Annotated in this window: 14 protein-coding genes; 8 read left to right on the top strand and 6 right to left on the bottom strand. The window is 64.2% G+C overall.

Features of this window, described 5'->3' with window-relative positions:
* The first annotated feature begins 223 nt into the window (after window positions 1-223).
* Window positions 224-865, top strand: coding sequence for an HD domain-containing protein (locus ACIROY_RS20950; RefSeq protein ID WP_402343948.1), 642 nt, complete (start codon window positions 224-226; stop codon window positions 863-865).
* A gap of 14 nt (window positions 866-879) precedes the next feature.
* Here the strand turns inward: ACIROY_RS20950 and ACIROY_RS20945 are convergent, their stop codons facing one another.
* From ACIROY_RS20945 to ACIROY_RS20930, 4 genes are all read right to left on the bottom strand, one after another.
* On the bottom strand, window positions 880-2,109 hold the full coding sequence (locus tag ACIROY_RS20945) for a serine hydrolase domain-containing protein (protein ID WP_402343945.1): 1,230 nt from the start codon (window positions 2,107-2,109) through the stop codon (window positions 880-882).
* A 26-nt stretch (window positions 2,110-2,135) separates the two neighbouring features.
* A complete protein-coding gene (locus ACIROY_RS20940) occupies window positions 2,136-3,335 on the bottom strand; it encodes a GAF domain-containing sensor histidine kinase (protein WP_402343942.1) in 1,200 nt (399 codons plus the stop codon).
* Between the two features lie 119 nt (window positions 3,336-3,454).
* Window positions 3,455-7,075 carry a response regulator gene (locus ACIROY_RS20935; protein WP_402343939.1) on the bottom strand — a complete coding sequence of 1,207 codons (3,621 nt, stop codon included), beginning with the start codon at window positions 7,073-7,075 and terminating at the stop codon, window positions 3,455-3,457.
* A 184-nt stretch (window positions 7,076-7,259) separates the two neighbouring features.
* Window positions 7,260-8,144, bottom strand: a complete 885-nt coding sequence (locus ACIROY_RS20930) for a LysR substrate-binding domain-containing protein (RefSeq protein WP_402343936.1) — start codon at window positions 8,142-8,144, stop codon at window positions 7,260-7,262.
* Window positions 8,145-8,380: 236 nt separating this feature from the next.
* On the opposite strand from ACIROY_RS20930, the gene ACIROY_RS20925 reads away from it, so the two are divergent.
* From ACIROY_RS20925 to ACIROY_RS20900, 6 genes are all read left to right on the top strand, one after another.
* The gene (locus tag ACIROY_RS20925; protein ID WP_402343933.1) at window positions 8,381-9,487 is read left to right on the top strand and encodes an alkene reductase; all 1,107 of its coding nucleotides are present in this window, start codon (window positions 8,381-8,383) and stop codon (window positions 9,485-9,487) included.
* Window positions 9,488-9,890: 403 nt separating this feature from the next.
* Entirely contained in the window at window positions 9,891-10,451 is a 561-nt protein-coding gene (locus tag ACIROY_RS20920; RefSeq protein WP_402278046.1) for a (2Fe-2S)-binding protein, read from the top strand.
* A 41-nt stretch (window positions 10,452-10,492) separates the two neighbouring features.
* Window positions 10,493-11,518, top strand: a complete 1,026-nt coding sequence (locus tag ACIROY_RS20915) for an FAD binding domain-containing protein (RefSeq protein ID WP_402343930.1) — start codon at window positions 10,493-10,495, stop codon at window positions 11,516-11,518.
* Window positions 11,518-13,776, top strand: a complete 2,259-nt coding sequence (locus ACIROY_RS20910) for a xanthine dehydrogenase family protein molybdopterin-binding subunit (RefSeq protein WP_402343927.1) — start codon at window positions 11,518-11,520, stop codon at window positions 13,774-13,776. Before ACIROY_RS20915 ends, ACIROY_RS20910 begins: the two co-directional genes overlap by 1 nt.
* A gap of 70 nt (window positions 13,777-13,846) precedes the next feature.
* Window positions 13,847-14,245, top strand: a complete 399-nt coding sequence (locus tag ACIROY_RS20905; RefSeq protein WP_402277879.1) for an OsmC family protein — start codon at window positions 13,847-13,849, stop codon at window positions 14,243-14,245.
* A 325-nt stretch (window positions 14,246-14,570) separates the two neighbouring features.
* Window positions 14,571-14,984 carry a YybH family protein gene (locus ACIROY_RS20900; protein ID WP_402343924.1) on the top strand — a complete coding sequence of 138 codons (414 nt, stop codon included), beginning with the start codon at window positions 14,571-14,573 and terminating at the stop codon, window positions 14,982-14,984.
* A 23-nt stretch (window positions 14,985-15,007) separates the two neighbouring features.
* Here ACIROY_RS20900 and ACIROY_RS20895 read toward each other — a convergent pair whose 3' ends face one another.
* Window positions 15,008-15,922, bottom strand: coding sequence for a LysR family transcriptional regulator (locus ACIROY_RS20895; RefSeq protein WP_402277881.1), 915 nt, complete (start codon window positions 15,920-15,922; stop codon window positions 15,008-15,010).
* Between the two features lie 147 nt (window positions 15,923-16,069).
* Here ACIROY_RS20895 and ACIROY_RS20890 point away from each other — a divergent pair, with 147 nt between their 5' ends.
* Window positions 16,070-17,017 (top strand): DMT family transporter, encoded by a 948-nt coding sequence (locus ACIROY_RS20890; RefSeq protein WP_402343921.1) that lies wholly within the window; start codon window positions 16,070-16,072, stop codon window positions 17,015-17,017.
* 122 nt (window positions 17,018-17,139) lie between these two features.
* Here ACIROY_RS20890 and ACIROY_RS20885 read toward each other — a convergent pair whose 3' ends face one another.
* Window positions 17,140-18,003: an NmrA family NAD(P)-binding protein gene (locus ACIROY_RS20885; RefSeq protein ID WP_402343918.1), complete on the bottom strand. Its 864-nt coding sequence runs from the start codon at window positions 18,001-18,003 to the stop codon at window positions 17,140-17,142.
* Between the last annotated feature and the right edge of the window lie 92 nt (window positions 18,004-18,095).

Below are 18,095 nucleotides of genomic sequence, written 5' to 3'. Positions count from 1 at the left end.
GGTTGCCCGACGAAGCGGTCATCGGCGTCCAAATCCTGCCAAACCACCGCCATTTCCCGCCCTTGCGCCCACTCAGAAAAACTTGCCGCCGCCGCTGTCCGTATAGCGCGCCAGAATGGCAGCAATCCGCGCCAGGCCTTGCTTGAGCAGGCGCGGCCCAGCGCCGAGAATGAAATCTCCAAAGCCCGTCCGACTCAACCTGACTTTTCAACCGGAGCACATCATGACCCTCAACATCGGCGACGTCGCCATTCCCGACAGCAAGCTGGCCCGCGAAATCACTGAAGCCGTGCGCGACACCGTGTCGCCACTGCTATTCCACCATTCCAGCCGCGTGTTCTATTTCGCGGCGCTGGCCGGACGCCGGCGCGGCCTCAGGTTCGACCCGGAACTGCTGTATTGCGGCTGCATGTTCCATGACATGGGCCTGAGCCACAAACACAGCAGCGCCTGCGAGCGCTTTGAAGTCGACGGCGCCAACGCCGCGCGCGACTTCCTCGACAGCCGCGGCATCGGGCAAGGCGACATCGACACCGTGTGGAACGCCATCGCCCTGCACACCACGCCGGGCATCCCGCAGCATATGCATCCGGTGGTGGCGCTGGTGACGGCCGGCGTGGAAATGGACGTGCTGGGCATGAAGTACGAGGAATACAGCGACGCCGAACGCGAGGCGGTCGTGCTGGCGCACCCGCGCGGCGGCAATTTCAAGGAAGACATCATCCAGACCTTCTACGACGGCATCCGCCACAAACCCGCCACCACTTTCGGCAACGTCAAAGGCGACGTCATCGCCGACAAGGAACCGGCATTTGCACCCGGCAATTTCTGCGGCGTGATCCGCGGCTCGGCCTGGGCGGCCTGACCCTGCTCAGTCGTTCAATCGCCGGCCGGCAGCGCCGCGACGATGCTGCGGAAGGCCGCTACCGTCAGTGCCTCGTCCTGCTCGTTGCCGTGGTCGCTGAGCTTGACGATGATGGTGTCGCTGACCGGATCGATGTAGACGTATTGGCCGTGAATGCCGATCGCGGTGTAGTCGCGCGGTGCGCTGCCGCCATCACGCGCGGCGGGTTGACGCGGCAGCCACCATCCGCGGCCGTAAGCGAAATCGGCATCGGCCGCGCCGACTTCCGGCGGCCGTTGCATCCATGCCGCCGGCAATACCTGGACGCCACCGGCGCGTCCCTGGCGCAAATGCAGCAGGCCGTAACGGGCGAAATCGACGGCGCGGGCATTCACGCAGCAAAAGCTTTTTTCCACGCCATGCTTCTTGTTGTCGACGCTCCAGCTGGCGCCGTAGGCCGCACCCATCGGCTGCCATAGTTTGCGTTCAAGATAGCGCGTGACCGACTCGCCGGTGGCCGCCGATAGCACCATGCCGAGCAGCAGGTAATCGACGCTGCGATAGGTGAATCCCTGTCCCGGCGTGAACGCAGTCTTGTCCAGCCCACGCACGAAACGCTTCAGATCCGTGGTGATGTACATGAAGGCGATCTGCGAAAACACGCTGTCGTACTTCTCTTCGACGCGCACGCCGGAACGCATGTTGAGCAGGTCGTCGACGGTGAGCGTCGCGAATTTCTCCGGCAGGTCCGGCACATACTTGCGCACCGGATCCGACAACGCCGTGATCTTGCCTTCGGCCAGCGCCACGCCGACCAGGTCCGACAGCATCGACTTGGCCACCGAATACGACGGGAACACCGTGGCGCGCTGCGCGCCCAGCGGATAGTGCTCGTAGACCAGGCGACCGTGCCGCACCACCAGCAAGGCATTGGTGTGGGTGTCGCGGAGGAAGCCGGCAAAGTCGATGCGACCGCCGTCGCGCCACGCCACTTCGGGCGCAAGATCGATCTTGCGCTCGTCAAACACGGCCGGCACGGGGGCGGCCGCCACCGGCGCAGCGTCGAAATATTCCCAGCTGCGCGAAGGCGGCTGCCAGTCCAGCGCCAGCCCGATCAATGCCGGCGGCGATGGCAGGCGCGCCACGCCGGTGGCGGCGTAGGACAAGGCAATCAGGACCAGGGCGGCGCCGATGGTGCGGGTGGTTCTGGTAATGCCGGAGGAAGTTTGCTTTGGAACGGGCTGCGATTGCCTTGTTGTGCTCATATCGTACTTACCTTGATCCCATCAATTCAAGCAGCTCCGCCCGACGCTATCCTGAATGAAAACGTCGTGTGTTCCGCCGTCGATTCGACGTTCAGCGTGCCGCCATGGGCGCGCGCGATTTCGGCGACGATGTACAGGCCAAGGCCGAGACCGAGGCTGTTTTTTTCGGTGCGGTCGCTGCCGCGCACGAACGGCTGGAACAGGCGGCGCTGGATGTCCGGCGCGATCGGCACGCCCTGGTTGCGCACGCTCAGCGCGAACTCGCCGTCGCGGCTGGTCGCCGTGACCGTGATCACGCCATTACGCGCACCGTGGGTCAGTGCGTTGGACATCAGATTGGACAACAGCTGGCAGATGCGCGCACTGTCACAGCAGACCGGTTCGGCCAGCGCAATGTCGGCGCGAATGTCGCGGCCGGGCCAGACCTGGCGCATTTCGGTGAGAATTCCTTCAAGACTCTCTTGCAACGTATTGTCGACGGTCTGGTCCAGCACGAACCCGCCGCCCAACCGCGCACGCGAAAAATCGAGCATGTTGTCGACCAGGCCGGAAATGCGCGTGGCGCTGCGCTCGATCTGGCTTACGGTCTTGAGTCCCTGCTCGGTCGCCTGGACGCGCAGCAGGCGCGTCGCCAACAGGATCGCCGACAAGGGATTGCGCAAGTCGTGACCGAGGATGGCGATGAACTGCTCGCGCAAGTCGGCGGCTTCCTGCGAGCTGAGCAAGGCGGCTTCGCTGACGACCGTACGCTCATGATTGTCGAGATGCGTGCCGATCAGTTGCGCGAACAGCTTGAACATGTCGATCACTTCGGGCGTATTGACTTTGGCCGGTTTCGGATCGATGGCGCACAGCGTGCCGAAGAATTCGCCGTCGCGCCAGTAGATCGGCACGGAGATGTAGCTTTGCAGGCCGTACATGCGGGGCGTGTGGTGATTGCAAAAGCGCGCATCCTCGGCCACATGGTCGATTGCGACCAGTTCGCCGCTGTCGCGGATCTCGTCGCAGATGGTGGTGTCGACCTTGAGTTCGCCGCCCACCGGCAAACCGAAGGCGACCTTGTCGAGCACGCCGGCGGCGATCCAGCGATCCTTGGTCACGCGTGCGACGGCGGCATAACCCATGCCGGTGGTGCGACACACGACGTCGAGAATCATCGGCACGGCGTCGATTCTGGCGACAGCTGCAATGTCGGCTAGCAATGTATGGTCTTCAATGGCGGACAACGTGCATCCCTTTCTTCCCTGATTCAACGTCGCAGACGAACTTCTGCGCACGTGCGCCAGCTTAATCGAATCGGCAAATCCGTGACAGTGCCGGACCATCTCCACGGTAAAAAATGGCGTCAGGCGGTCCCGGCATAGCTGGCGATGGCGCGCCGGGCGATGGTCAGGGCGGCGTCCAGTTCGGCCGCCTTGACCCTGCAATCGGAGGCGGAAGCAGCGCCCGACAGCAGGCCCTCCAGTTCACCGGCCAGCCGGTGAACGTCGATCAGCGCCAGCGTGCCGGCGCTGCCGCGCAGCTTGTGCGCCAGGGTTTTGGCTTGCGGCAATTCCTCGGCCTGGAGATGGGCCAGGATGTCGCTGCCGGTCTTGCCGTATTGCTCGGCGAACTTGCCGAGGAACTTGCGGTAGATGTCTTCGCTGCCCCAGGCTTCCAGGCCGACGGCGACGTCGATGCCGGACAGGTCCTGCGCCGATGCAGGGGAGACTGCGGCAGTTCCCATGCCGACGGTGGCGCTTGGGAAGACGGTGGAGACCGTCGCCGACGGATACGCGGCCGGCGCGGCCCGGCGTCGTTCCAGTTCATCCGCAGACAAGTGCGCGATGTGCTGGCGCACCACCGAGATGATCTGTTCGACGTTGTAAGGCTTGGACAGGAACCCGTTCATGCCGGCCGCCATCGCCGCTTCCTGCTGCGCCTTGAAGGCGCCGGCGGTCAGTGCGATCACGGGCAGCTCGCGCAGTTGCAGCGTATCGCGGATTTCATGGGTGGCGGTGTAGCCGTCCATGACCGGCATCTGAATGTCCATCAATACCAGGTCAACGCCCTGCGGGCGTTCGCGCAGCCAGTCGACCGCCTCCTGGCCGTCGGCGGCGGCGAACACTTCGGCGCCGTCGGCTTCGAGAATGCGCTTGGCGACTTCGCGGTTGATTTCGCTGTCGTCGACCACCAGCACGCGCACGCCGGTGATGCGGTTGTCGCGCGCGGCGGACGCTTGCGGCGCGGCTTCATTATTGCCACGGTCCTTGGCTTCGCTGCGGTGCCGGCGCACGTGGATGATCGTGTTGTACAAGGTCGACGGCGTCACCGGTTTGGTGATGACGGCGTCGACCATTTCGGCGTCGGGCGCATTGAGCACCTCGTCGCGCGCATGCGCCGTGACCATGATCACGATGGGCGGCTGGCCTTGCGGCGAGGACGCTTCGCGGATCGCCCTGGCCGCCGCCAGCCCGTCCATGCCGGGCATCTTCCAGTCGAGCAGGTAGAGGTCGTAATACAGGTTGTGACGCAGCCGGGTCATGGTCTTGGACACCGCGTCCTGGCCCGAGTCCACCACGTCGACCTGCCAGCCCATCGACTTGATGGTGTCCGACAGCATGGCGCGCGCGGTGGCGTTGTCGTCGGCCACCAGCACGCAAAGCGGGCCGTCCGCCGGCAACTGGACGGCGGCGGGCGGCATCGCCTGGAACGGCAGCATGAACCAGAACTGGCTGCCCTTGCCCGGCTCGCTGGTGAGGCCGATCTCGCCGTTCATCAGTTGCACCAGATGGCGGCAGATGGTCAGGCCGAGTCCGGTGCCGCCGTAGCGACGCGTGGTCGAGGTGTCTTCCTGCGTGAAGGCCTGGAAGATGTCTTGCTGGCGTTCCGGCGGGATTCCGATGCCGCTGTCGGTGACGGCGAAGCGCAGCATCACCTTGTCGCCGATTTCGCTGACAACAGAGACATGAATGCTGATCTCGCCGCGCGCGGTGAACTTGATGGCGTTGCTGGTCAGGTTGGTGAGGATCTGTTCCAGCCGCAGCGCGTCGCCGTACAAATGCTCAACGCCGACATCGTTGAAGCCGACCACCAGCTCGACGTCCTTGTCGCCGATGTTCGGCGCGGTGACGTTGACGACGTTTTCCAGCACCGCGCTGAGGCGGAACGGCACGTGTTCGACTTCCAGCCGGCCGGCCTCGATCTTGGAAACGTCGAGGATATCGTTGATGATGCCCAGCAGTGAATGACCGGCGACGATGATCTTGCGCACCAGGTCGCGCTGGTCGGATTGCAGCGACGTCTTCTCGAGGAGGTAGGTCAGCCCGAGCACCGCGTTCATCGGTGTGCGGATTTCGTGGCTCATGTTGGACAGGAAGCTGCTCTTGGCGCGCGTGGCCGACTCCGATTTGCTCAGCGCCAGTTCGAGGTTCTGGTTGGTGTCGCGCAGCGTGCGGGTCTGCTGCTCGACCAGGCCTTCGAGATGCTGGCGGTACTGGCTGAGCTCTTTCTCGAGCCGCTTGTGATTGGTGATGTCGCGCGCGATATAGGAGATGCCCGCGATCTTTTTGTCGCCGTCGAGGATGGGCGAAACCGTCACCGAAATGTCGAGCAGGCGGCCATCCTTGTGCCAGCGCACGGTTTCGAAGTTGGCGACGGTCTTGCCTTCCATGATCTGGTCGGTGATGTGGCGCGCCTCGCCGTTGCGCTCCGGCGGGACCAGGATGTAGGCCGACTGGTTGAGCACCTCGCGCGACAGGTAGCCGAACAGTTTTTCGGCGGCCGGGTTCCAGCTGTTGATGACGTCGTCGAGGCCGCTGCCGATGATGGCGTCTTCCGACGACGCCACGATCGAGGCCAGGATGGAGCGGGTTTCCTGATGGCGCAGTAAATCGGCCACGCGCTCCTCGCTGGCGCTCAGCTCGGCCTCGGTCTTGAGCCGGTCGTGCACGGCTGCCTCTCGACGGCGGCGGTTGATCGCCAGTTGCCAGCTCAGCATGGCCAACGCCAGCAGGATCAGTCCAACAAACAGGCACAGGCGCAGCAGGATGTTGGAGTTGTCGACCTGGACGCGCTTCTCGGGCAGGTACAGCACCACCGTCCAGGGCGATTGCTGATGCAGTCCGTAGCGGCCGGTGCTGGCGTCGAGGTCGACACGCTGCCACGACCAGATGCCGTCTTCGACCATGGTGCCCGTCGCTTGGGCGGAAATGGCTTTCCAGACGTTGGGAGTGCGTTTGGCAAGAGTCTCTTCACGCTTGAACATGAAGGCCCACTCATCGGCCGAATTGGTGCTGTACAGCCAGTAGCCGTCACCGTTGAGCAACATGGCGCGATTGGCGCCGCGTTCCACCTGGTTGGAAAATCGATCCAGCAGCGGCGCCATCAGCACGTTGATGATCACGATGCCGCGGGGCGTGCCGTCGGCGGCGGCGACCGATACCGACATCCGCACGGTGGGCTTGTGCGGCACTTCGATGCGGTTGTTCTCGACGTTGAGGTCCATCGGCGACACCAGCATCTGGCCGCGCTGGAGCGCTACGGTATCGTTGAAATACGGCCGGTCCTTCTTGCTCTGGAGCAGCGTCGCAGGCAACGCCGCCGGCCCCATGCTGGTCATGTTGATGCGTACCTTTTCCATGCCGTCCTGATCGATCCAGCGCACCTGGTCGTAATAGGGGTTGCGCAGCATCAATGTGGAAAAATTCTCCGCCATCAGCGCCAGATTCTCGGGCGTGGGATTGTTGATGGCGCGCGCGATCGGCGCTTCGCTGGTGAGGATGCTGAGATGGCGCAGCGGCGCGTCGAGGTCGTTGGCGAGCGAGGCGGCGCCGAGCGATACGCGTTCGCGCTGCTCCAGTTGCAGGCGGCGCATTTCGGCGTCGATGCGGTTGTGATAGAGAAAACCGGCGGCCACCAGCACCAGCGCTGCCAAGGGCAGGAATTGCGCCAAAAAGTAATGCGGATTTCCCTTCGCCCTGCGCATGCATTCTCCTGTCGGCAATCCTGTGGCGGGGTTCGGCTGCGGGTATGGCCATGGCGGAAGCCTGAGGCTTTGTGGATATTGCGCCAAGACGCCGGCCCTGCTCTGCCCCTTATCCGGCCCATTATGCCCATGAACTTTGGGCGTGGCAATTTGACTTGCGTGCCAGTGGCCGGCGCCCGGATGGTCAGATGCGCAAGTGCTGGCTCAGGTGGTCAATGAAGACGCGCAACTTGGGCGACGCATAACGGCTGGCCGGCCACAGCATCCAGAACGTGACCGTGCGCTCAAGGTAATCGTCCAGCACCGTGCGCAGCTGCCCGGTGCTGAGCGCCTCGCGCACCAGGAAGGTCGGCAGGAAGGCGATGCCGCGTCCTTGCAGGGCCGAATAGGCCAGCGGCTCGATGGTGTTGACCGTGATGGTCTCGGGCAGCGCCAGTTCCGGTTCCGACTCTTCGCGCCGCAGGGGCCAGCGCTCCAGTTTGCCGGTAGCAGGAAAGCGATGCTGCAGGCAGGCGTGATGCGTGAGTTCGCTCGGATGGGCCGGTTCGCCGTGGCGCGCCAGATAGCCGGGCGTGGCCACCAGCACATGCGGACAAGCGCCGATGCGACGCGCGACCAAGCGTGAATCATGTTGCTCGCCGGTACGGATGACGATGTCGAAACCTTCTTCGATCACGTCCACCATACGGTCCGACATGTCGATGTCGAGATCGATGTCGGGATAGCGCTGCATGAAGCTGTCGAACACCGGCATCAGCAAACCGGTCAGTTGCGGCGCGCCGACTTTGAGTCGGCCGCGCGGATTGTCGGCGACGTCCGACAGTTCGGCCTCGGCGGCGTCGACTTCGCTGAGGATGCGGCGGCAACGCTCGAGGAACAGGGCGCCTTCCGACGTCAGCGTGATGCTCCGCGTGCTGCGATGAAACAGCCGCACGTGCAGGCGCTCTTCCATACGGGCAATACTCTTGCCGACCGCCGACGACGACACGCCAAGCAGGCGCGCCGCCTCGGTGAAACTGCGCGTTTCCGCGACCTGCACGAACATTGCGATGCCGCTGAGGCTATCCATGATTCCCTGTTGTTTTAAATGATTTACCTGCCCTGAGCGCACCTTAGCCGATTTATCGCCGGCCCACAATTTCACTGCATGTTCCGATCAACACCTGTCGATTGCGGAATGCTTGTCCGATATGTTGCGAACTGCGGGCTATTTTTCTTGTGAGGACGAAGACCTATATTGGCTACACCGGCGAAACAGATTGCTTCGCCTTCGTAGCCTCTTCAATCTCATTTACGGAAAACATCATGTCCACCCTGCACACCCCGCTCGTCATCGGTCCGCTCCACCTGTCCCATCGCGTCGTCATGGCGCCGCTGACCCGCATGCGCGCCGAAGCCGGCGCCATACCCGGTCCGCTGATGGCCGACTACTATGCGCAACGCGCCTCGGCCGGCGGCCTGATCATCGGCGAAGCCACCATCGCCGCCGCCAACGGCAACGGCTACCTCGGCGCACCCGGCCTGTATGACGACAATCAGATCGCCGGCTGGAAACTGGTCACCGACGCCGTGCACGCCAAGGGCGGCCGCATCTTCCTGCAGCTCTACCATGCCGGACGCCAGTCCAACAGCCAGTTGCAGCCAGGCGGCGGACAACCGGTCGCGCCATCTGCAATCGAACACGGCGGCGTCGCCTACACCGAATCGGGATGGGTGCCGAACACGCCGCCGCGCGCATTGCGCACGGAAGAAATCGCCGGCCTGGTGGAAGACTTCCGCAACGCAGCCGTGCGCGGCGTCGCCGCCGGTTTCGACGGCGTTGAAATCCACGCCGCCAACGGCTACCTGTTCGACCAGTTCCTGCAGGACGGCAGCAACAGGCGCACCGACCAATACGGCGGCTCCTACGAAAATCGCAGCCGCTTCCTGCTTGAGGTCACGCGTGCCCTGATCGGGGTGTGGGGCAACAAGCGCGTGGCGGTGCGACTCGGGCCGAGCGGCACCTGGGGCGACATGTCCGACAGCAATCCGCAGGAACTGTTTTCCTATGTCGCCCGCCAACTGGCGCCGCTCGACCTCGCCTACCTGCATCTGATCGAGCCGCGCGTGCTGGGCAACGTCGACGACGACAGCAAAGATCCGGCGCCGGTGGCCGCGCAACTGATGCGCCGTCACTATCCAGGCCTCATCATCGCCGCCGGCGGCTTCAAGCGGGACAGCGCCGAAGCGATCCTGCAAGCCGGCGACGCCGACCTGGTCGCCTTCGGCCGCGACTTCATCGCCAATCCCGATCTGCCGGAACGCCTGCGCAACGGCTGGCCGCTCAACGCCTACGACCGTCCGTCGTTCTTTGGCGGCACCGAAGTCGGCTACACCGACTATCCGTTCCACCAGCAGGCTCTGGCGGCGTAAGCGTACGGGATTGTCGGCGGAGGAGATTACGTTCGCATCGCGTGATATTTATAAAAATATAGCGATGCCGTTAACGTGCCATTACGCGCCCTCCGGCAGCGGTGCGCAGTCAGACAAAACAGCATCTTGACGTCAGCGCAATGCCCTATCGCGCAGCATTGTTTTTTACACGGCCTGGTTGAACTTTCGTTGTAAGCATGCGGCCAAACTGGTCTGCTTCCAGCCAATTTTCGATGAGTCCATCATGAATGAAAACCAGCAAGAAGAAGCCCGCGGCGAGTCCGATCGCCGCCCTTCCCCCTCTTCCTCCCCTCAAGGCAATTCCCCTTCCGTACTTGTCGAATCCACAAGCGCGCACCGGGATGAAAACGGCGCACCGCAACTCACGCGCCGCTCCTTCCTGATGTGGGTCGGCTCCAGCGGCGCGCTGGGAGCCTTGCCGGCGGCGGCGCTGGCGGCCCCGGTCGCGGCCTCGGCGCCGGTCGGTGCAGTGGACGACTCACTGGTCACGGTGCGCCTGACCGTCAACGACATCGCGCAGGAAGCCAAGGTCGACGTGCGCACCAGCCTGCTCGACTACCTGCGCGAAAACCTCCAGCTCACCGGCACCAAGAAGGGCTGCGATCACGGCCAGTGCGGCGCCTGTACGGTGCACGTCAACGGCCGTCGCGTGAACTCCTGCCTGAGCCTGGTGGCGATGCACGAGGGCGACAGCGTTACCACCATCGAAGGCCTCGGCACGCCTGATCGCCTGCATCCGCTGCAAGCGGCCTTCGTCGCCCACGACGGGTTGCAATGCGGCTATTGCACCTCGGGCCAGATCATGTCGGCGGCGGCGCTATTGACCGAACCGTGCGGGCGCGCCGATGCCGACGTCAAGGAAGCCATGAGCGGCAACATCTGCCGCTGCGGCGCGTACTCCAACATCGTCGCCGCCATCCGCCAGGTGCGCGACGCCGGCTGATTCTCGCCACACCCTTCTCACCACCTCATTCAGGAGCCGCCATGCACACCTTCCAGATGCTGCGCGCACAAAGTCCCGACGAGGCCGTGCGCCTCGCTTCATCATCGATGGATACAGCGCCGCAGCCGGTGCGTTTCCTTGCCGGCGGCACCACGCTGGTCGACCTCATGAAGCTCGACGTCGAGCAGCCGCAACAAGTCATCGACATCAATCGCCTGCCGCTCAACCAGATCGAGCAGACCGCCGACGGCGGTCTCAAAGTCGGCGCGCTGGTACGCAACAGCGACCTCGCCAATCATCCGCTGATCGTGCAGCGTTATCCGATGCTGAGCATGGCGCTGCTCTCGGGCGCGTCGGCGCAGCTGCGCAACATGGCTACCACCGGCGGCAACCTGTTGCAGCGCACCCGTTGCGTTTACTTCCGCGATACCGCCACGGCCTGCAACAAGCGCCAGCCCGGCAGCGGTTGCGCGGCGCAGGAAGGATTCCACCGCAACCTGGCGATCCTCGGCACCAGCGCGCAGTGCATCGCCTCCAATCCGTCCGACATGAACGTCGCGCTGGCCGCATTGGAAGCCATCGTCCACGTGCAGGGTGCGAACGGCGCGCGCATCGTGCCGATCAATGAATTCCATCTGCTGCCGGGCAGCACGCCGCAGCGCGAGACCGTGCTGGCGCCGGGCGAACTGGTGACGCATGTCACGCTGCGGCCGCCGCCGGCCAACGCCGGATCGACTTATCTCAAGCTGCGCGATCGCGCTTCGTATGAATTTGCGCTGTCTTCGGCGGCGGTGCAGCTGAGCATCGATGGCGGTCGCATTTCGCGGGCGCGTGTGGCGCTCGGTGGCGTGGGCACCAAACCCTGGCGTTCTCTCGAAGCTGAAGCCGTGCTGCAGGATGCGGCGCCGACGGTGGACGTGTTCGCCCGCGCAGCCGCCGCCGCGGTGCGCGATGCGCGTCCGCTGCGCGACAACGTGTTCAAGGTAGACCTGATCCAACGCTGCCTGGTGCAGGCTCTCCGTACCTGCACTGCCGCCACCCCCGACGCCAATCGAAGGAGCGCATGATGCCCTCACCCGTCCAGTCCCAGAATCCTTCTCTCCAGACCGGCGTCGGCGCGGCGCTGCCGCGCATCGATGGCCCGCTCAAGGTCACCGGCCAAGCGCGCTACACCTCGGACCATCGCTATCCCGACATGCTGATCGCGGTGCCGGTGTGCGCCACCATCGCCCACGGCGACATCCGCGCCATCGATACCGCGACGGCCGCGAAGATGCCAGGCGTGCGCATGATCTACACGCATGACAACATCGGCCGCTTTTTTCACACCAATCCGTCCTCGGGCGTCAAGACCGACGAAAAGCGCCCGCCGCTGGAAGACGCGACGGTGCGCTATTACGGGCAATACGTGGCGCTGGTGCTGGCCGATACCTTTGAGCAGGCGACCGCCGCCGCCGCCGCGGTGCGCGTCGACTACCGCAAGGAAGCACACGATGTGCGCAAGGAGTTGACGGCCGACGGCAAACCCAAGGTCGACAGCGAACGCGGCAGTCCCGATGCGGCCTTTGCCAATGCGGCGGTGCGCATCGACCAGGTCTACACCACGCCGGTGGAGACGCACAATCCGATCGAGCTGCACGCCTCGGTGGTGCTGTACGACAGCCTGTCGCAATCGTTCACGCTGTACGAGACCTCGCAGGCCATCGTCAACCATCGCGGCGTGATGAGCCAGATGCTGGGCGTACCGCCGGAAAACATGCGCATCATCACCGAATACCTCGGCTCCGGTTTCGGCGGCAAGTTGTGGCCGTGGGGGCATAGCCTCCTGGCGGCGCAGGCGGCGCGCAACCTGCGCCGGCCAGTCAAGCTGGTGGTGTCGCGCGACATGATGTTCCACAACGTCGGCCATCGCACCAACACCCAGCAACGCGTGCGCCTGTCAGCCACAGCGGGCGGCAAGCTGACCTCGGTGCAGCAGGATTACCTGTTCCACGTGGCGCAGGTCGAAGCCAGCGTCGAACACTGCGGCGAAGCCACCGCCTATCTGTACGGCACGGACAACCTGCGCGTCACCGGTGCGCCGGTCAAGCGCCACATCGCGCCGAACACCTCGATGCGCGGCCCGGGCGCGGTGCCGGGTCTGTTCGCCACCGAATCGGCGATGGATGAGCTGGCCATTGCACTCAACATTGATCCGGTGCAGTTGCGCCTGCTCAATGAACCGGCCACCGACCAGAGCATCAACGCGCCGTTTTCATCACGTCATCTGCGCGAAGCTTTGCAGACCGGCGCCGAACGCTTCGGCTGGGAGCGCCGCAATCCTGCCGTGGGCAGCATGCAGCAGGACGGCGAAATCATCGGCTGGGGCGTGGCGGCGTGTTCGTGGATGGCCAAACGGCTTGGCGCGGAAGTATCGGTGACGCTGGGCAGCGACGGCAACGCGCGCGTGTCGTCGGCGGTGCAGGACATCGGCACCGGCACCTATACCGTGGTGTCGCAGATGGTGGCGGAAACCACCGGCATCCCCATGTCCAACATCATCGTCGCCATCGGCGACACCAGGCTGCCGCCGGGACCGATGTCGGGCGGCTCGATGGCCACCGCGTCGATGGTGCCGGCCGTGGCGCAAGCCGCACGCGCCGCCATGCAGCAAGCAGTGGCGCTGGCGGCGGAAGATCCGTCTTCGCCCTTGCGCGGGACCCGTGCGGAAGAACTGACCTTCTCCGGCGGCCGCATCCACCGGCGCGGCCAGTCGCCGCAAAGCGGCGTGGCGTTCGCCGACGTGCTGCGCGCGGCGCAGCTGAGCGGCGTCGAAGGCAAGGGCAAGTCCGGCGCCAGCAGCAGCGATCCGGGCGCCGACAAGATTTCCATCCACTCCTACGGCGCGCATTTCGTCGAGGTCCGCTGGCAACCCGACATCGCGCGCCTGCGCGTGAGCCGCGTGGTGACCGTAATCGACGCCGGCCGCATCATCAATCCGCGCACCGGGCGCAACCAGATCGAGGGCGCGGTGGTGATGGGCTTGGGCATGGCGCTGTTTGAAGAGACCCACTACGACCAGCGCAACGGCAAGCCGGTCAACAACAACCTCGCCGATTACGTGATGGTGACCAATGCCGACTCGCCGGACATGGACGTGGTGTTCCTCGACTATCCGGACAAGGCGCTGGACGAACTCGGCGCGCGCGGCATCGGCGAGATCGGCATCGCCGGGTTGGCGCCGGCGGTGACGGCAGCGGTGTATCACGCCACCGGCGTGCGCGTGCGCGATTTGCCGGTGAAGATCGAGGATCTGCTGAAGGCGCCGTTCCGCTATCGCGCCTGAGGAAGGAATGCCGCAGCGTTAAAAACTGCGCTACATTTGGCGTTCCCCCAATTCATTGCAAGGAACGTTTATGTCCATCCAGATCAAGCGCGACCAGTCGCTCGCCATGCGCCACATCGTCCACGTGCGCAACCACGTGATTTCGGTCGACGGCGCGGTGGACGAAGGCGGCGTCGACGCCGGTCCCAATCCGCATGACCTGTACGACGCCGCCCTTGGCGCCTGCAAGGCGCTGACGATGGTGTGGTACGCCAAGCGCAAGAACATCCCGGTGGAAGACATCCAGATCAGCATCGACCGCGACAATAGCGAAGAGCGCCAGGGCGTCTACCGCCTGGCGGCATCGATCAGCCTGGGCGGCGACCTCACCGAAGCGCAGCGCCAGGAATTGCTGGCCGTGGCGGAGAAATGCCCGGTGCAAAAACTGATGACCAGCGTCAAGACGGAAGTCACCACCACGCTGGCCTGATACCGCTCCTGTAGCGACCGTCGTATTGAAGCAAGAACCTCCATCCCACAGCCGCTGGCATTCCGATGCCGGCGGCTCGCCTCGATAAAAATCCACCGAATCCCGGATAAAACTCCATCGCGTTGGCCGCATTGGCCGTGCATGCAGACTGAATTTTATCCAGATGCGACTGTTTCTTCCGACCATGGCCACACGTACAAAAATGTGCGTACTAGCCTGATCTCAGATGCGACATTAGAATCCGCAACGCTTGGCAAAGCGATGTTTTTCTTTGGCTTTGCAAAGCTGCGCAAAAGAAAAATTTCTCATCCCCCAAGGAGTTCAGATGTTCGATACCCGATATAAAAAAGTGACCGATCCCAGTCAGATGAGCATGGCTTTTGCGGAGATATTCAACAACGGCCGCGACCTGGACGCCTGGATTTCCCTGTACGAGCCTGATGCGATTCTTTACTTCGGCGGTCCGGACCCGGTGGTCGGCCATGAGGCGATTCGCAAGGCGCTGACCCCATTGGTGGAGATGCCCGGCAAGATTGAAACCAGGATCAATTTTTGCGCGGTCAACGGCGACATCGCCGTGGTGCGCGGCGATTGCATTGGACGGCATGAGGGCGAAATAACCTTCGCAGCCAGCTCTGTCGAAGTGGTGCGGCGTCAAGCCGACGGATCATGGCTGTATATGATTGACCACGCGGCCGGCGCAAGTCTCCCGTCTGCGTGGGAAACACCGTCCGCCTGATTTTCCTGCTGCTGCGGGCCTGATTAGCCGGCACCTTCAACATCGCTGCACAATTCCCGCACCAGCCCGCGCAGCCATTTATGCACCGGGTCGGCGTGGCGGCGCGGATGCCAGCTCTGCGAGACCTCCACTTCCGGCGTCGCCAGCGGCAAGCGGAACGTATGCAGGCGCAAATGCTGCATGGCCCAGCGAGCGAACAGTTCGGGCGCGGCGGCGACCATGTCGGACGAGGCTGCCATCATCATCGCCGACTGGAATCCCGGCGCCACCAGCCTGACCTTGCGTTGCAGGCCGCGCGCTTCCAGCGCATCGTCGATCGGACCGCTGTCGTGGCCGTGGCGCGAGGCCGAAATGTGCGGCCAGGCGATGAAGTTGGCGAGGCTGATTTTCTTGCCTGCCAGCGGATGATCCGCGCGCACCACGCCGACGAAGGGCGTGCGGAACAGCACCTGGCGATGCAGCTCTTCCGAGGTGTCGTCGCCCTCATGCAGGGCCCCCACTTCCAGATCGATGAGACCGTCGCGCAGGCCGGCCACGTGCTTGTCGGTGCGCGGCGAAAAGCGCAATGAAATACCCGGCGCCTCCTGCGCCACGCGCTGCGCCAGCTTGGCCGCCCAGGCGCCGGCAAAGCCGTCATTGGTGCGCAACACCATGGTGCGTTCCACCGTCGACAGGTCGACCTGATCGGTCATGAAGACCTTGCGCATTTCCTGCGCCAGGGCGTCCACTTTCTCGCGCAGTTCCAGCGCACGCTGGGTCGGCACCAGGCCGCGCCCGGCCGGGACGAACAGGGGATCGCCGACCGCAGTGCGCAGGTTGGCCAGGCGCCGGCTCATGGCCGGCGCCGACAGATGAAGGCGACGCGCGGCGCCGACCACGCTGCCTTCGCGCAGCAATGCTTCGAGGTCGAGCACCATGTTGAAGTCGAGATCGCGCATGAGAGATGCTCCTGCAAAAAGTGAATGCTGCCGCGGTAATGATGCTGAATGAAATGCTGCATCAATTGCACTGATGAACTGCAACAATATCACTTTATGCATGCATGGAAAACGCGCACGATGGTGCAACACTTCCAAGGAGCCATCATGTCGAATCGCACTTCCACGCTGGCTGCGCCTGCGCAAAACACCTCCGCCGCTTCCGCTCCATCCGCGAACGCCGGCGGCAAGTTCTACCTGCTGCCCCTGCTGGCCGTCTGCATCTGGTCCGGCAATACCATCGTCACCAAAGCTGCCTCGACGGCGATCGAGCCGGCCGCCATCGCCTTCTATCGCTGGGTGCTGGCGGTGCTGGTGATGACGCCCTTCCTCGGCCGCGTCGCATGGCGGCAGCGCGCTGCTATTGCCGCCGACTGGAACTGGGCGCGCTTGATGCTGCTCGGCGCGCTGGGCATGGCGATGTATCAGGGACTGGCGTATGAAGCGGCACACAGCACCTCGGCCGTCAACATGGGCGTGACGGTGGCGCTGATGCCGCTGATCTCTGCATGCCTGAGCAGCATGCTGTCCGGCGAACGGCTGTCGACGGCGCGTATCGCGGGCGGCCTAGTGTCGCTGCTGGGCCTGGTCGTGCTGAGCACGCACGGTGCGCCGGCCAAACTGTTCAGCGGCGGCCTGCATACCGGCGACGCGCTCATGCTGATCGCGGTGGCGTCCAATGCCTTGTATGGCGTATTGCTGAAGCGCTGGTCGCTGCCGTTGACGACGTGGACGCAGCTGTACGTGCAGGCCATCTTCGGCAGCCTGATCCTGTTGCCGTTCTGGCTGGCGGCGCCGGCCTCGCCGCTGACGGCGCAGAACCTGCCGATGGTGATGTACGCCGGCCTGCTGGCGTCGATCGGTGCGCCGTTCCTGTGGATGAACGCCATCAAGCACCTGGGCGCGCCGCGCAGCGCCTTGTTCGCCAACCTGTTGCCCTTGCTGGTGGCGCTGGCGGCATGGGCGCTGCTGGGCGAACAGCTGCACGCCTATCATGCGCTGGCCGGTGCGCTGGTGCTGGCCGGAGTGATCTGGGGCCAGCGCAGCGCGCGCTGAGGCGACCTGGTGCGGCTACCAAACTTCGATGGCAAGGCGCGCCGACGAAGACAGTACGAAAGTACCTCAGTTAAGTTGAACCGGGAGAAGCAACGCCGCCAGCGGCGTTTTGTTAGCCGCTCTTAAGCTGCGCGGGCAATCAGTTCACGCAGCACGGTATCCAGTTCGACTTCACCTTTGCGCGAACCGGCGCGGCCGCCTTCGAACTCGATCCAGCCTTCGTTGAAACCGTCCAGCATCTGCATGCGCGGCAAGGGATTGCCCATGCCCTGCGCGCGGAAGAGGTCGGCCCAGGTGAAGCGCGGCACGATCTGCGCTTCGACCTCGCGGCCGAGCAACTTGCCGAAGCCTGCTGCGAGTTGCAGCGGTGTGATGCGCTTCGGTCCTTCCAGTTCGATCACGCGTTTGCCCGCCCAGTCTTCCAGCAGCAACTCCGCCGCGACGCGACCGACATCGGCGGTGGCGACCATCGGCACCGGCTTGTCGAGCGGCTGCAGGTAACTCGGCATGGCGCCTGCGCGCGCGGCGGCCACATCCCACAAGGCATTCTCGATGAACCAGCCGGCGCGCAGAAAGGCCACCGGCATCGGCAAGTCGCTCAGCGCTTCTTCCAGCAGGCCGAGCTGGTTGAGCAGGTTTTCCTGGCTGGCCTGGGCGCCGACGGTCGAGAGGCAGACTACCTTTTTCGGCTGCGCGGCCAGCAAGGCCTGGCGAATGGCGGCGATACAGCCGCGCGCTTCCGGGAAGCCCGGCGTCGGATCGAAGGTCGGCGGGAGCAGGATGAAGACGCCCTGCGCACCGTGGAAGGCGCGTTCCAGCGCGGCTGCATCGTTCATATCGGCCAGCGCCAGGCCGCAGCCCTGCGCCGCCCATTGCGCGCCCTTGGCGGCATCGCGCACGACCGCGCGCACGCCCTTGTGCTGCGCCAACAATTGGCGCGCGACGACGCCGCCGACCTGGCCTGTGATTCCGGTAATTGCGTACATGGTGTTCTCCGTTGATCCGTTGATGAATTGATTGACGGAGTGGATTGTGGCGCTTCGGTGCCCGCATTAAAACAGCATCAATGTCATTTCAT

Origin of the sequence: Herbaspirillum sp. NPDC101396 (assembly GCF_044767365.1) — a bacterium.
Classification (GTDB): Bacteria; Pseudomonadota; Gammaproteobacteria; order Burkholderiales; family Burkholderiaceae_D; genus Herbaspirillum.
The sequence above is the reverse complement of the archived record's forward strand: the minus strand, read 5'-3'. Positions and strand labels throughout refer to the sequence as shown.

Bases quoted from the DNA above. Each gene is read 5' to 3' on its own strand.
- ACIROY_RS20950 (WP_402343948.1), top strand. From the start codon at position 224: ATGACCCTCAACATCGGCGACGTCGCCATTCCCGACAGCAAGCTGGCC.
- ACIROY_RS20945 (WP_402343945.1), bottom strand. From the start codon at position 2,109: ATGAGCACAACAAGGCAATCGCAGCCCGTTCCAAAGCAAACTTCCTCC.
- ACIROY_RS20935 (WP_402343939.1), bottom strand. From the start codon at position 7,075: ATGCGCAGGGCGAAGGGAAATCCGCATTACTTTTTGGCGCAATTCCTG.
- ACIROY_RS20930 (WP_402343936.1), bottom strand. From the start codon at position 8,144: ATGGATAGCCTCAGCGGCATCGCAATGTTCGTGCAGGTCGCGGAAACG.
- ACIROY_RS20925 (WP_402343933.1), top strand. From the start codon at position 8,381: ATGTCCACCCTGCACACCCCGCTCGTCATCGGTCCGCTCCACCTGTCC.
- ACIROY_RS20920 (WP_402278046.1), top strand. From the start codon at position 9,891: ATGTGGGTCGGCTCCAGCGGCGCGCTGGGAGCCTTGCCGGCGGCGGCG.
- ACIROY_RS20915 (WP_402343930.1), top strand. From the start codon at position 10,493: ATGCACACCTTCCAGATGCTGCGCGCACAAAGTCCCGACGAGGCCGTG.
- ACIROY_RS20910 (WP_402343927.1), top strand. From the start codon at position 11,518: ATGCCCTCACCCGTCCAGTCCCAGAATCCTTCTCTCCAGACCGGCGTC.
- ACIROY_RS20905 (WP_402277879.1), top strand. From the start codon at position 13,847: ATGTCCATCCAGATCAAGCGCGACCAGTCGCTCGCCATGCGCCACATC.
- ACIROY_RS20900 (WP_402343924.1), top strand. From the start codon at position 14,571: ATGTTCGATACCCGATATAAAAAAGTGACCGATCCCAGTCAGATGAGC.
- ACIROY_RS20895 (WP_402277881.1), bottom strand. From the start codon at position 15,922: ATGCGCGATCTCGACTTCAACATGGTGCTCGACCTCGAAGCATTGCTG.
- ACIROY_RS20890 (WP_402343921.1), top strand. From the start codon at position 16,070: ATGTCGAATCGCACTTCCACGCTGGCTGCGCCTGCGCAAAACACCTCC.
- ACIROY_RS20885 (WP_402343918.1), bottom strand. From the start codon at position 18,003: ATGTACGCAATTACCGGAATCACAGGCCAGGTCGGCGGCGTCGTCGCG.